The organism is Pseudomonas borbori (assembly GCF_900115555.1).
GTDB classification, from domain to species: Bacteria; Pseudomonadota; Gammaproteobacteria; order Pseudomonadales; family Pseudomonadaceae; genus Aquipseudomonas; species Aquipseudomonas borbori.
Window position 1 is genome coordinate 14,606 of sequence record NZ_FOWX01000034.1, and the last position, 14,111, is coordinate 28,716.

Consider the following 14,111-nt stretch of genomic DNA (forward strand, 5'->3'; position numbering starts at 1 on the left):
ACCCGCCCTGAAAGGTGCCTGGCGCTCGACAGCCCCCTCAGCGGGGGGGCGTGGCTCACCATTGCCTTTCCATCGCTATAGCAGTCCTGCCTAACAATAGATCGTCTGATGTGATCCACACTACCCAAGGAGAAATCCAATGAAGACAAGAACAAAAATGATGGGTGTCATCTTCGCTGCAGCAGCCTTCGTGTTCAGTGCAGCAGCGAGCGCCAAGGACCTGAGGCTGGGCCTGATCGTGCCGGGAACCCACGCCTGGTCCGTCGCGGCCACAGCCATGGGCAACGATCTGCGAGAACGCTCCGACGGCAAGTACAGCATCACCATCTTCCCGGCCGGCCAGCTTGGCAGCGAGGCGCGGATGCTGCAGCAACTACAAACCGGGGCACTGGACATGGCCTTCATGACCACGGCCGAGATCACCAACCGCATCCCCGATTTTGGCGTGCTCTATGCCCCCTACCTGGTGCACAACGTCAAACAGGCCGGCACATTACTGAATGGCCCGACGGCACAGGGCCTGCTCGACAAGTTGCCGGCGGAGGCTGGTGTTGTGGGCCTGGGCTATGGCACTGCAGGCATGCGTTTGATGCTCAATGCTTACCCGACCAACAGCATCGCCGCGATTAATGGCCGAAAAATGCGTATTACGCCCTTTGCGCCGGTTAAAGATTTTTATCAGCTGCTTGGCGCGGCCTCGACTCCGATGCCGCTACCCGATGTATACGACGCGTTGGCCAACGGTCAGGTCGACGGCGTTGACGCCGATCTGGAGCTGGTCTGGAAGCTGCGGCTGTATGAGCGCGGCAGCGTGCTGGTGCAGAGCAACCACATGATGTTCCCAGTCGTTGGCCTGGTTTCCGGCCGGCTCTGGGCTCAGCTCAGCCCAGAGGACCGAGCAATGCTCGGCGAACTGACGAAAAAGCACCTGAACAACCTCTTCGGGCAATACACGGCTATCGAGGCAGAGATGCTGGAGAACGTGCAGAAGGCCGGCGTCAAGGTGGTTCCGGCGGGTCCCGAGTTCTTCGGCGACAAGCTGCAGCAATGGGAAACCCTCTGGCTCAAAAAGGCGCCGGTGCTGGCTGACCTGCGCCGCGAAGCCGAATCGATTCGATAATCGAAGCCTCCCCTGGTTCGGCAGCGCTGCCTGCCGGACGGGCTGCTCCTGCTTGACCGTATTCAAGGAGTGCAAATGGTTCATTCAATTCAAACGCTCAGTAACGGGATTGGTTGGTGCGAGCGGGGACTGATGCGTGTGCTGGTTCTCGCTCTACCGCTCATGATCCTGGTCAACGTCACCGGTCGCGCCCTGAAAATGCCGATCTTCTGGCTAGATGAGCTGGCCATTCTGACCATGGTTTGGCTGGCCATGATTGGCCTCTCCGTGACCCTCAAGAGTCGTGATGCCGTCGCGGTGACCCTGCTACAGGATGCCGTTCCCCCAGCGCTCAGAAGGGGCCTGCAGTGCATTTCCGATGGCCTGGTACTGGGGTTCGCCGTGGCCATGCTGGTGCTCTGCTACCTGTGGTTCGATCCGCTCTTGTTGATCAGTATGAGCTTCGACTTTCAGGCATTTGCCGCGAAATCATTCAACTTCATCTATCAGGAACCCACAGCGACCCTGGGCATTGCCAAGGTCTGGTTCTGGCTGATTTTGCCGCTGGTGGCGTTGTCCAGCAGTGTGCACGCCTTGGCCAATCTGCTGCAGACGCTGACCGTACCTCAGGCGGAGTTTCTCAAGCACACAGTCCGTGTCAATTCTGGAGAGTGACCTATGGCCGCGACTATTTTTATCGTGCTGCTGTTCATCGGCCTGCCCATCGCGCTGGTACTGGCGGTCACCGCCATGTCCTACATCCAGCTGAGTGGCAATAGTGTGTTGTTTCTCTCCTATCCGCAGCAATTCTTCGGTGGGCTGGATAACTACGGTTTGCTGGCGATTCCGTTGTTCATGCTAGTGGGGGAGCTGATGAATGAGGGGGGCATAACCAAGCGGTTGGTGGCCTTTGCCTCGGTCTTTCTCGGCGCCGTCCGCGGCGGCCTGGCCTACATCAACATCATCGCCAATATGATGCTGGCGTCCATTGTCGGCTCGGCTACTGCGCAAGTGGCGGTGATGGCGCAGGTCATGGTGCCGGAGATGCACAGCAAGGGTTATGACCGCAATTTCGCCACGGCGACCACGGCGGCCGGGGCCTTGCTGGCACCGGTGATTCCGCCGTCAATGCTGTTCGTCATCTTCGGCGTGTTGGCGCAGATCTCCATCGGTGACCTGTTCATCGCCGGCATAGTGCCGGGAGTGCTGATGGCCGGAGGCTTTGTCGCCATCATTGCCCTGCTCGGCTTTTATTATCAGTACCCGGCCAGCGAGCGCCTGAGCCGGGCAGAGAAACTGAACAACATTCTCCGCAGCCTGCCGTCGCTCAGCGTGCCCGTGGTGATGATAGGCAGCATTCTCGGTGGTGTGGCTACTCCGACCGAGGCCGCCGCCGTGGGCGCTGCGATGGCAGTTTTGGTCGGGCGTTTCGCCCATGGAGAAATGAAGTTCGAGCGTATGGGCGGCATGCTGTTGAGGGTCGGCATCAACAGTGGCGTGGTGCTGGCCCTGGTGGCGGCCGCCGCGGTTTTCGGCTGGGTGATCGTCTATGAAAGGATTCCGCAGCAGCTTGGCGAGGTGATGCAGAGCATGACCTCTGATCCATTCATCTACATGTTGCTGGTGATCGCCCTGCTGCTGGTCGTGGGCATGGTCATCGACGGCATCGCGGCTCTGATCCTGCTGGTACCGATCCTGTTGCCGGTGGCCCAGGGCGTCTATGGCATCAACCCCTATCACTTGGGGGTAGTGATGTGCATCAACCTCACTCTGGGGCTGCTGACACCACCTGTCGGAGCGGCCCTTTATGTCGCTTCCCGCGTTACGGGTTGTCGGCCCAGCGAGATCATGCGGCCTCTGCTGCCTTTCCTGCTGGTGACTCTGTTGACCATGGTGCTGATTGCTTGGCAGCCCGGCTTGGTGACCGCATTCATCTCATGAAAGGCCCCTCCTTAGTGGGCGGAACTCTCACCCGGCCATCCCCGCCGGAGATCAACCTGGAGAAAATGCTGTGAACCGAATGAAAGACAAGGTGGCGATCATTACCGGCGCCGCGCAAGGAATAGGTGCTACCTACGCCAAGGCACTGGCTGCCGAGGGGGCGAAGGTCGTCCTCTGCGACCTGAATACCCCGAACGAGACCGCGGCGGCGATCCGCGCCGAGGGCGGCAGCGCCCTGGCGCTGGCCTGCGATGTCACCGACGGTGCCGCCGTGCAAGCCATGGTCGAGGCGGCAGTGGCAGAATTCGGCGGCGTGCAGGTGCTGGTCAATAACGCCGCGCTGTTCGCCACCCTCGAGCTCAAGCCCTTCGAGCAGACTAGCTCGGCGGAGTGGGACAAGATCATGGCGGTCAACGTGCGCGGCTCCTTCGAGTGCGCCAAGGCGGTGCTACCGGTGATGCGCAAACAGGGCTACGGCAAGATCGTCAACATCGCCTCGGCCACCGCCTTCAAGGGTGCGCCAATGATGCTTGCCTATGTCGCCTCGAAGGGTGCGGTGATCGCTATGACCCGCTCCATCGCCCGCGAGGTGGGCGATACCGGGATCCGCTGCAACTGCCTGGCCCCCGGTTTGACCATGAGCACTAACGTGCAGGCCAATGCCGCCTGGGCCGACGATATCGTGCGCAACAACATCGCCAGCCGCTGCCTCAAACGCGAGGCAGTGCCGGAAGACTTGATCGGCGCGCTGCTGTTCCTGGCCAGCGCCGACAGCGACTTCATGAGCGGCCAGACTGTGGTGGTCGACGGCGGCTCGGTGACCCACTGATAGGGGGGAATCCATGCGCAGCCGATATTTCATTGAAAGGGTAAACCGTTATGAATCGTGAACAACAAATCGTTGAGCGTTCGCACGCATACCGCGAGAGCTATCGTGCGTCCACACCCAGCTGGTATCGCGGCGAAATGCACCTGGCTTTCACCCTGCTATTCACCGGCGGGGTGCTCTGGTACTGCGCCAGCCAGATTGTCGATACGAGCTGGCAGGAGTGGTTGCTGGTGGTAGTGCCGATGTTCCTGTTCGGCAATTGGGCCGAATGGGCGGGCCACCGTTATTTGCTACACAGCCCGAGGAGCTGGATCAAGCCGGCCTACAAGCGGCATGTCGCCACCCACCATCAGTTCTTCTCGCACAAGACGCTGGACTATCACGGCCATCAGGATTGGCGCGCTCTGCTGTTTCCCCCATTCGCTCCGGTGTTGTTCGTGCTGGCCGCGCTGCCGCTGGCCCTGCTGCTGGGCACGTTATGGACAGCCAACGCCGGCTATATCGCAATGCTGACGATGGCGGCCTACTTCCTGATGTACGAAGGCCTGCACACGCTGTCGCACCTTGAGCATCCGCTGCTCGATGCCATGCCGCTGGTCAACACGGTGCGCCGCATGCATGTCCTGCATCACAACCCGGACTTCATGCACACGCGCAATTTCAACCTGACTTTTCCGATCTGCGATGCACTGTTTGGCACCAGTGACTTGAACAAGGGCGTGCTGGGCACGCTGTTCAATGGCATGTCGGATGCGGCGCGTAAACCCAAGGACCAGGCTCGCGTTGATGCGCAGCAGGTCGAGCGCGCGTCCAAAGCGGCTACCGAACACCAGCTCTGACAGCGAATCAATGAGCGGTCGGCTCTGGTGGTCGACCGCGGCTCGCTGATCCACGGAATACCGGAGGACTCATGCAAAGCAGACATTTCATCGATGGGCAATGGACCGATGCGGGACGTTGGACGGACAGCTTTGACCCAGCCAGCTGCGAGTTGATCGGCCGCTTCGCCGATGGCGGCGAAGCCGAGGCGCAAGCGGCGGTCTCCGCCGCCGCGCGTGCCTTCGCCAACCCGAAGTGGTCACAGAACCCGCGCCTGCGTCAGCAATTGTTGCTGGACTGGGCCGCAGGACTCAAGGCACGCCAGGAGGAGCTGGCGCAGCTGCTTACCCGCGAGAACGGCAAGGCCCTGGCACAATCGCGCGGTGAGATAGCCGGGGCGATTTCCGAGATTGTCTATTATGCCGGTCTGGCCCGGCACAACCCCGGCCATGTGCTGGAGGTGGCGCCTGGCGAGTTCTCCACCATGTTGCGTGAGCCGGCCGGGGTCGCGGGCCTGATCATCCCATGGAATGCCCCGGCGGTGCTGCTGGTACGCGCCCTTGCTCCGGCGCTGGCGGCCGGCTGCACCGCGGTGATCAAGCCGGCGCCGCAGACCGCGCTATTCAACGCGGCCATGCTCGAGCCGCTATTCGCCCTACCGAGTCTACCGGCCGGAGCGGTCAACCTATTCGCTGAAACTGGGCATGTCGGCGCGGCGTACCTGGTGGCTTCGCCGCTGGTAGATGTGCTCAGCTTTACTGGCTCCACCGCAACCGGCCAGCGCATCATGCAAGACGCCGCAGCGACCATGAAGAAGCTGTCCCTTGAACTCGGCGGCAAGTCCTGTTGCCTGGTCTTCGAGGATACCGACGTCGAGGCTATCGCACCGAAGCTGGCGGCAGCAGCAACTATCATTTCCGGCCAACAGTGCACCGCCGCACGGCGCGTGCTGGTGCAGGCCAGCCGTTTTGCTGAGATGAAACGTGCGCTCAGTGCCTCGCTCAGCGAAATCCGCCTGGGCCACGGTTTGGAGGCGACGACGCAAATGGGCCCACTGATTGACTGGCAGTCGCGCGACAAGGTCGAGAGGCGTATCGCCGAGGCGCTGGACTGTTGCGACGAGGTGTTGCTGGCTGGTGGCCGCCCGGATGGCGCGCTGAGGCAGGGCGCCTTCCTCGCCCCTGCACTGATCGCCCACCGCGATAGCGGCGCGTTCTTCTGCCAGGAGGAAATCTTCGGCCCGCTGCTGGTGCTGGAAGCTTTCGACGACGAGGCCGAAGCGGTAACCCGTGCCAACCACAGCGAGTTCGGCCTCTCCGCCAGCGTCTGGACCAATGAGGGCGCGCGGGCCTGGCGGGTCGCCCGCGCACTGCGCAACGGTACCGTATGGCTCAATGACCACAACAAGCTGTTCGCCGAGGCAGAGACCGGCGGCTACCGCAAGAGTGGCTTGGGCCGCTTGCACGGGGTCGATGCATTGCTGGATTTTAGCGAGCTCAAACACATCTACCAGAGCGTCGGCACTCTGGGCTGACGGCAAAGGCGAGGATGACGACGGTGGAACTGCGCCAACTGAAGTACTTCACCTGCCTTTACGAGGAAGGCTCGGTCACCCGCGCGGCGCAGCGACTGAACATCGTCCAGCCGGCACTATCCATGCAGATCGCCAGGCTCGAGGAGGAGCTCGGCCAGACATTGTTCGAGCGCAGCTCCAAGGGCATGACGCCAACCGAGGCCGGCGAGCAGGCCTACCGACTGTTCATGCCGGTACTCGGGCAGATCCTCGAGGCGCGGCAGACCCTGATCAATCGTAGCGGCGAGATCGGTGGGCGGGTCAGCGCCGGGCTCATCGCCTCAGCGACCAACAATGCTTTGGCCAACACCCTGGCCTACTTCGTTGAGCATCACACTGAGGTGGAGCTGTGCGTGACATCCGGTTACAGCCAGGAACTGATCGAGAAGGTGCTGGCCGGCGTGCTGGATTTCGCGGTGATCAACCAGAGCTTTCAACAGGACAGCCTGCTGGGGCACGACATCCTCGACGAGGAGCTGCTGCTGGCCACCGGAGCGGCCAACCGCCTGAACGGCCCATTGCCGCTGCCACTGGCCAGCCTGCCTGGGCTGAAGCTGGTGCTGCCGTCGCGTCGCCACGGGTTGCGTATGGTCATCGACCAGCGGCTCGCCAGCCTGGGGTTGGAGGTTACTCCCCAGCTGGAGGTGGACGATCTGGCGGTGATCGAGGACTTCCTCCGTCGCAGCGACTGGGTCAGCCTGCTGCCGGCTACTGTGCTGCACCGCGGCCTGCACGAAGGCGCTCTGCGCGCCTACCCACTCGCCGCACCGGGGATTACCCGGCGCATGGTCTGTGTGTACGACCCGCGCCGTCCGTTGACCCCGGCGGCGATGTTGTTCATTGAGGTGATCGGTAAAAACATGATGGCGGCACTGAATACCATTCATTTTTACAAGGAAGGCCAGATTGAGGAGAGCGAGCATGAGCGAGTTGATTAAACCCCGCGTGCCGCGGCTGATCATCGGCATTTCCGGCGCTTCCGGGGCCATCTACGGTGTGCGCCTGCTGGAGCTGCTGCAGGACACGTCGATCGAAACACATCTGGTGGTAAGCAAGTCGGCGCTGATCACTCTGGCCCACGAGACCGAGCTGTCCTGGTCACAGCTCAAGGGGTTGGCGGATGTCAGCTACTCCAACCAGGACATCGGCGCGGCCATCGCCAGCGGCTCGTTCAAGACCATGGGCATGGTCATTGCACCCTGTTCGGTGCGCAGCATGTCGGAGATTGCCAGCGGCGTGACCTCGACACTGTTGACCCGCGCCGCCGACGTGGTGCTCAAGGAGCGTCGGCGTTTGGTACTTATGGTTCGCGAGACGCCGTTACACCGCAACCACCTGCGCAGCATGAGCGAGCTGGCCGAACTCGGCGCGGTGATCGCGCCGCCGGTGCCGGCGTTCTATGCCAAACCGAGCAGCCTGGAAGAGATGGTCGATCACACTCTGGGGCGGGTGCTGGATATGTTCGATATCGAGTTGGGCATTGTCCGCCGCTGGCGCGAGCAAGTGGAAAATGTCGCGACTCTGGACGAGGTGCGAGTTGATGCATGACTGAGATACGGCGGCTTCAGCCAGGTAGCTCTGCAATAAGTCAGTGATCAGTTGCAGGGGCTGCACGCACACCTCGTTCTACGAAAAGGGCCAGCAGTAGTCCAGCAGCACTGCGCGGCAGGGGTCTGCCATGCGGAGCTGAACAATAACCACTTGCTCCGGCGTGGCGAGCCCTGGATTACCAACAAAGACCGGCGGATGTTCGCCAGATGCACCTCCAGGTCGGACAGGGGAATGTCCGGGTGCAGTCAGCTGTCGCTCCACCGTGAAAGATGCACTCGATATTGTCAGCGTGGTGAAACGCCAGGCGGCGGTGGTACAGCGGATACCATCGAGGCTGTAGGTTTCGACGATGATACGTGACGCCAGGGCGATACTAGCGAGCACCCTAGGGTCTTTTTTATTCGTCAGCGCGTGGTGCTTTTACGCATCAATCAGACTAAAAGGCAAATTTGTGGGCTACAGGGTCAATATTCCATTGAGTTGGCAAGGCGTGCGCCATTCCATTGCCATAGCCTGACCGTACGGCGGCCGATTGATGAAATGCCGCAACAACAAGACGGAGGCATCACCAAGAGGTTTCCCGCACTAGCACATGCCCGGGTTCGTGCGGATCGGGCAAGTTCTCGCCTGCTGGCTTCCATGCCGGGGCTTGGGTGATGTCATCGTTACGAGGTACTGGAATCATGCGCCATCTCGATCTACAGGTTGTCAGCCAGGCACTCGAATGGGCCCGTGCCGGTCGTGCGCTGTGGTTCTGTACGGTACTCTCGACCTATGGCTCGGCGCCGCGCGCGCCGGGGGCAATGCTGGTGGCCAGCGGTGCTGGTGAGCATGTCGGTTCGCTCTCCGGCGGCTGTGTCGAGGAAGAATTCCTCGCCAGCCTGGCCCGTGGCGAGCTGCGTGAGTCGGCGCAGATTGTCCGCTACGGCGACAGCGCCGAGGAGAGTCGGCGCCTGCGTTTGCCGTGCGGTGGGGTGCTGGTTGTGCTGGTGGAGCACCGCGCGCCCAGCGGCCATTGGATCGAGCACCTGGAAAGCCTGCAGGTGGCATTGCTCGGTCAGCATCGCCTAGTGCGTCATGTCGACCTTACCAGTGGTGCGCTGCGCCTGGATCCGGACGCCGGTCAGGGTAGCGAACGGGTGCAGATCGTCGACGAGACGGTACGCATTCATGTCGGCCCGGTCCTGCGCCTGATTCTCGCCGGGCTCTCCCCGGTGGCCGAGGCCTGCGCCGCTTTTGCCCGCGCCATCGGCTGCGAGGTGATTGCCTGTGACCCCCGTGAGGAAGTCGAGCACATCGTGCTTGACGGTGTGCAGATGCAGCGTGTCTTGCCCTCGCTGTTCATCGGCGCTGGAGGTTGCCACGCCGCCACCGCGGTGGTGGCGTTAACCCATGATCCACGTATCGACGACCTGGCCCTGATGGAGGCCGTGCACACCCCGGCGTTCTACATCGGCGCCATGGGCTCGCAGGCCACGTCGGCCAAGCGCGCCGAGCGGCTCAAGCGCGTTGGCGGCCTGTCCAACGAGCAGATTGCGCGCCTGCACATGCCCATCGGTCTGGATCTGGGCAGTAAGGCGCCGGCGGAAATAGCCCTGGCGGTGATGGCGGATGTCCTCCGTGTATACCATGGCAGGGCGCGCCATGCCTTGTGATCAGGTCATTGCCTTGGTGCTCGCAGCAGGCAGCAGCAGGCGCTTCGGTGGCGACAAACGGATGGCACGACTGGCCGACGGTCGAGGTGTGCTGGAGTCGACCCTAGTCGCGGTGGCAGCGGTATTTGCGCGGGTATATGTGGTACTGCGCGCGGAGGACTCGCCGGCCGCTTTGGGCGTTCCGCCAGGTGTTGGCGTGATCCGGGCAACACACGCCACTCGCGGAATGGGTGCCAGCCTGGCGCAAGCGGTTGCCGAGCTGGCAGATAGCGAGGCCAAGGCGCTGGCGGTATTCCTCGGCGATATGCCCTGGATCGGCGCTACGACTCAGCGGTACTTGTGTACTAGGGTGAATCGGTCAATTATTGTTCGACCGCACTATCGGCGCTGCTCAGGACATCCGGTGTTGTTCGGCCGAGATTTCTGGCCAGCTCTGCGAAAACTCGATGGCGATAGCGGTGCTCGTGAGCTCCTCCGTGAGCAACACGCGTCTTGCGTGAGTGTCGACGTGGAGGATCCAGGTATCCACCAGGATATTGATACGCCTGATGACCTCCGGCTAACCGCCTCGAGAGTAATCTTCTAAGACTGCGCAGATAGAACCAAGCGCTGCGGACAACGCTCATCCAGCGGATGAGGGAGAATAGCTTATGTCAGTCGCACAACGCGTATTTCATGGCAATTTCGGCCGAGTTGCCTTGTTGAACATGAATAAACCCTTAGTCATGCATACCCATTCGGAATGCCATGTACTGGTGAAAGTGGCGGGTGACGACACCTTCTTCAACGTCCGAGGCCGTCAGGTGCCGCTGACTGACCGCAATGCTGTCTTGGTCAACGCCTGGGAACCGCATTATTTCGATTACCAGGCAGGTGCCGGCAATACCTTGATTCTGGCTCTGTATATCGAGCCGGCCTGGCTTGCCACCGCGCAACAGTCGCTAGCCTTGAGCAGCCGGCCAGACTTTTTTGCGCAATCTTCCATGGAGCTGAGCACGCAAAACCGCAATCTGGCGGATCGCTTGATTGCTGAAATGCACAGCCTTGGCCTGGTTCCGCAGGAGCGTATTGAGTTTTACTTGTTCGACCTCCTCATCCAGCTGATCGAAGACTCCTCGCAGTGGCGGCATCTCTGTCGGATGGGCGTTCGCACCGCCAATGAATACCGCGACGCGCGAGTGCGCAAAGGTACCGACTATTTGCTCAATCACTTGGATGACCTGGCGCCAATCGACAATGCGGCCAAATTCTGTGGTCTGTCACGCGCGCACTTCTATTCCCTGTTTCGCAAGGACACCGGCATGACACCCAACCTGCTGCTCAACGCGGCGAGGATGCAGCGTGCCTTTTCCTGGCTCGACAGCGAGCGTAGTGGCACCCTGGGCTTGCTTTCCGAGTCGTTGGGTTTCTCCGAGCAGGGGCATTTCACGCGCTTCTTCAAGCACCACATCGGCGCCTCGCCGAGCCAGTACCAGCGGGTGGTGGACAGTTACCCGCATTCCTGAGCCATAGATCGTTGGCTTTGAATAGAATTTGCGGAGTGTTGCTGTTTTTGCGGTGCGCCCTTTGTTAATTGTGGGCATGTCCCTCCACGATGCATATGAACCACTCCCCAGGCTTGCCCCACCTGGTCAGCAATGATTGCCGCAACCACGCAAGGGAGGAGCGCGTCGTAACGCATACGTCCGATGGCCAACACTTCAAGGCCGAACAAGGCCCCGGTAAGAGGGGTGCCGAAGACGGACGCAAAGCCAGCACTAATACCGGCCATGAGAATCCCCCGGCGATCTTCGCGACGCAGCCGGAAGACATGCGTCAGTTGATCGGCAAGGGCGCCTCCCATCTGCACCGCTCTACCCTCACGTCCCACAGATGCGCCAAAGAGTTTTGATGAAGTGGTTGAGACCCTCCGCCGCGATCAAACCTTTTGAAGCGCTTGTCGTTAAGGGAAAGCTTTGGGTGCCGCCGGTAAACGGTCCTCGGGTAGCGTGGACCTAGATCTTTTCTTGCAGCACTTTGAAAAAGGCATCGATATTTTCGTCGTGGCGTTTGTAATAGGTCCAAGGGCCTATCCGCTGCGAGGTTACCAGGTGCGCGCGCTGCAGGGATGTGAGGTAAAGCGATGTAGTGGACTGCGAAAGGCCGGTGCGCTCCTGGATGATGCTGACGCACACGCCTACTGTTTCCGGGTCGACTTCCTGCTCGGGAAAGTTCGTCCTGGGATCCTTGAGCCAATTGAGGATGTCAAGGCGCATCGGGTTCGCCAAGGCTTTCAGGGCTTCGTTGATGTCAATGTTCATAAGGTTTTCGATACCTATTTTTCGCGATATTACGATATCTTCCTCGTTCGCACGGAAAATTGGAAGGCATCAAAGTGACCTCTGCGGTCCGTTTGTCGCGAGGCAAGATGATTCCTGATTGCAGTCCCATTGCCCTGTCAGCTCACTTTGCCAGACACCTGTGCGCCGAAGTGCGGAACGATGTGCGTGCCGAGCTCTTCGATAACGTCGACTGCTGAGCGTTTGCCATACTTCAGGTTAAGGATGACATGGTCAACGCCGATTTCCTGGAGCTTCTCCAGCAAGGTTCGCAGGTGGTCACGCCCCAGGCGAAATCCTAGGTGAATGGGGGAGGGTGGTGTGGACGGGCGTGCATCGAGGTCGATGTAAAGCGACTGTATGAACGGCTTGTAGACCGGGCCGCACTCGGTCATGACCTGTTGTCTCCAGTCATCCACGATCATCCGCTGTATTTTCGGAGGACGTGGATAGTTGATCCATCCGTGGCTTTCGCGCGCGATCCAATCCAGCGACTGGCGACTGTGGCCGGTCACGAAAAGTGGGATTTGACGAGTCGTGGGCTTGGGGATGAGGTCAGCCCCCAGCAATTCACCGCCATTCCAGCGAATGGGCTCGAAGTAGGTGCTATGGGCCTGGCGTATCACTTCGCAGCGTTCTCGAAAGACCTCGGCACGCTTTTCGGGATTAACGTTGAATGCGGGGAACTCCACCGGACGGTCGCCCGAAGCCACCCCTAGAAGCAAGCTGCCGTCGCTCAACTGATCGACGCTCGCCGCGGCCTTGGCCGTGTGCAAGGGATGGCGCAAGGGGAGGGCGATGGAGGCGGTGCCCAATGCGATGTCAGTCGTATGCGCAGCCATGTACCCCAGGTACACCCAAGGATCGAAGACCTGGCCGACATCGCCGAAGTCTGGATCCCTGAGTGGAACGTCGCGAAACCAGAGCGCAGAGAAGCCAAGTGTCTCCGCCCGTCTGGCCAATCCGACCTGATCGAGCATGCTCGGTGTATCTCCTTCGAAAGCCTCCAAGGGAAAGAACAGTCCCAGGCTCAGATGACCCGGCCTGAACGTTCGTCTGAATCCTCGATGCTCCTGGTAAGGTATCGTGCTCGGTTGATACATGTTCATCTTCCTCGGTCAGCAAGCGTAAGCCGCGCCCTGGAGTCTGGGACGCGGCGTGGATCGCTCAGGGGCGATAGCTCGGATAGTCGGTGTAGCCTTTGTCGGTACCGCCATACATGCTTGTCGGGTCGACCGGATTGAGCGGCCAGTCGTTGGCGATACGGGCGGGCAGGTCGGGGTTAGCGATGAAAGGACGGCCAAACGCGATCAGATCGCCCCAGCCTGCCTGGATGACACGATTTGCGCGTTCAGCGGTGTACCTGCCGGCATAGAGAATCTTGCCGCTGAAGATACTGCGGACATCTTCCCGGAACGCTTCAGGTAGATCGGGTGCGTTCTCCCAGTCGGCCTCGGCGAGCGACAGGTAGGCGATCCCCACTTCCTCAAGAATCTTCACAGCTTCGACATAGGTTTGATGGGGATCTTCCTCGACTAGGCCGAGGTAGACGCGATCTTCATCGGTGGTCGCGAATAGCGGGGCGAAGCGAACGCCCATGCGCTCCTTGCCTACGACTCCAGCAACTGCCTGGGTGATTTCGCGCAGGAAGCGCAGTCGATTTTGCAACGAGCCACCATATTCATCTTCACGCTGGTTTGTGTGGGCGGAAATGAACTGGTTCACCAGGTAGCCGTTCGCGCAGTGCAGTTCCACCCCGTCGAACCCAGCGTCCAGGGCATTGCGGGCCGCCTGGGCATAGAGCTGGACCAGTTCTTTCACCTCTGTGGTGGAAAGCGCGCGCGGGGTCGATGGATCGGCCAGTGCACCCGTGCCAGGACCTGTCTCGATGAATACCTTGACGTTGTCCGCCTTGGTGGCTGACGGCGCGACCGGCGCTTCACCGCCGGGCTGCAGGGACGTGTGCGACACGCGGCCGACATGCCAAAGTTGAGCGAAGATCACACCCCCTTCGGCGTGAACGGCGTCGGTGATTTTGCGCCAGCCTTCAATCTGCTCGGTGCTGTGAATGCCAGGAGTCCAGGCGTAGCCCTGTCCACGAGGCTCGATCTGGGTGCCTTCGGTCACCATGAATCCCGCGCCAGTACGCTGGCGGTAATAGGTGGCCATGAGATCGTTCGGAATGTTGCCAGGCTGGGAGCTACGCGAACGGGTCAGCGGTGGCAAAACGATTCGGTTCTTGAGGCTGTAGGGCCCCAGTTGTACGGTTGTGAAGAGCGCGGACTGTATCATTTCATTTACCTGCATATCTAGAAATATCGATGCA

14 protein-coding genes and 1 pseudogene are annotated in these 14,111 nt (G+C 60.7%); 11 read left to right on the forward strand and 4 right to left on the reverse strand.

Annotated features, from left to right (window positions below; genetic code table 11):
* The first annotated feature begins 139 nt into the window (after positions 1–139).
* From BM315_RS20045 to BM315_RS20095, 11 genes are all read left to right on the forward strand, one after another.
* Positions 140–1,120, forward strand: coding sequence for a TRAP transporter substrate-binding protein (locus tag BM315_RS20045; RefSeq protein WP_212632979.1), 981 nt, complete (start codon positions 140–142; stop codon positions 1,118–1,120).
* 75 nt (positions 1,121–1,195) lie between these two features.
* Entirely contained in the window at positions 1,196–1,774 is a 579-nt protein-coding gene (locus BM315_RS20050) for a TRAP transporter small permease (RefSeq protein WP_090504738.1), read from the forward strand.
* A 3-nt stretch (positions 1,775–1,777) separates the two neighbouring features.
* Positions 1,778–3,040: a TRAP transporter large permease gene (locus BM315_RS20055; RefSeq protein WP_090504741.1), complete on the forward strand. Its 1,263-nt coding sequence runs from the start codon at positions 1,778–1,780 to the stop codon at positions 3,038–3,040.
* 79 nt (positions 3,041–3,119) lie between these two features.
* Positions 3,120–3,869 carry an SDR family NAD(P)-dependent oxidoreductase gene (locus BM315_RS20060; RefSeq protein WP_244527339.1) on the forward strand — a complete coding sequence of 250 codons (750 nt, stop codon included), beginning with the start codon at positions 3,120–3,122 and terminating at the stop codon, positions 3,867–3,869.
* A 50-nt stretch (positions 3,870–3,919) separates the two neighbouring features.
* A complete protein-coding gene (locus BM315_RS20065; RefSeq protein WP_090504747.1) occupies positions 3,920–4,708 on the forward strand; it encodes a fatty acid hydroxylase in 789 nt (262 codons plus the stop codon).
* 71 nt (positions 4,709–4,779) lie between these two features.
* Positions 4,780–6,222 (forward strand): aldehyde dehydrogenase family protein, encoded by a 1,443-nt coding sequence (locus tag BM315_RS20070; RefSeq protein WP_090504749.1) that lies wholly within the window; start codon positions 4,780–4,782, stop codon positions 6,220–6,222.
* Positions 6,223–6,245: 23 nt separating this feature from the next.
* Positions 6,246–7,199: a LysR family transcriptional regulator gene (locus BM315_RS20075; RefSeq protein ID WP_090504751.1), complete on the forward strand. Its 954-nt coding sequence runs from the start codon at positions 6,246–6,248 to the stop codon at positions 7,197–7,199.
* A complete protein-coding gene (locus BM315_RS20080; protein ID WP_090504755.1) occupies positions 7,183–7,809 on the forward strand; it encodes a UbiX family flavin prenyltransferase in 627 nt (208 codons plus the stop codon). Before BM315_RS20075 ends, BM315_RS20080 begins: the two co-directional genes overlap by 17 nt.
* Positions 7,810–8,495: 686 nt before the next feature.
* A complete protein-coding gene (locus tag BM315_RS20085; RefSeq protein WP_090504758.1) occupies positions 8,496–9,467 on the forward strand; it encodes an XdhC family protein in 972 nt (323 codons plus the stop codon).
* A complete protein-coding gene (locus tag BM315_RS20090; RefSeq protein ID WP_090442525.1) occupies positions 9,457–10,053 on the forward strand; it encodes a nucleotidyltransferase family protein in 597 nt (198 codons plus the stop codon). The genes BM315_RS20085 and BM315_RS20090 overlap by 11 nt, the downstream gene beginning before the upstream one ends.
* Before the next feature lie 64 nt (positions 10,054–10,117).
* Positions 10,118–10,972: a helix-turn-helix transcriptional regulator gene (locus BM315_RS20095; RefSeq protein ID WP_090504760.1), complete on the forward strand. Its 855-nt coding sequence runs from the start codon at positions 10,118–10,120 to the stop codon at positions 10,970–10,972.
* Positions 10,973–11,061: 89 nt separating this feature from the next.
* Here BM315_RS20095 and BM315_RS20100 read toward each other — a convergent pair.
* From BM315_RS20100 to BM315_RS20115, 4 genes and pseudogenes are all read right to left on the reverse strand, one after another.
* Positions 11,062–11,367 (reverse strand): annotated as a pseudogene (locus tag BM315_RS20100) (chloride channel protein); the annotation flags it as partial.
* Between the two features lie 94 nt (positions 11,368–11,461).
* Positions 11,462–11,767, reverse strand: a complete 306-nt coding sequence (locus BM315_RS20105) for an ArsR/SmtB family transcription factor (protein ID WP_090504762.1) — start codon at positions 11,765–11,767, stop codon at positions 11,462–11,464.
* Positions 11,768–11,904: 137 nt separating this feature from the next.
* The gene (locus BM315_RS20110) at positions 11,905–12,888 is read right to left on the reverse strand and encodes an LLM class oxidoreductase (RefSeq protein WP_090504764.1); all 984 of its coding nucleotides are present in this window, start codon (positions 12,886–12,888) and stop codon (positions 11,905–11,907) included.
* A gap of 64 nt (positions 12,889–12,952) precedes the next feature.
* The gene (locus tag BM315_RS20115) at positions 12,953–14,077 is read right to left on the reverse strand and encodes an alkene reductase (RefSeq protein WP_090504767.1); all 1,125 of its coding nucleotides are present in this window, start codon (positions 14,075–14,077) and stop codon (positions 12,953–12,955) included.
* Positions 14,078–14,111 lie beyond the last annotated feature (34 nt).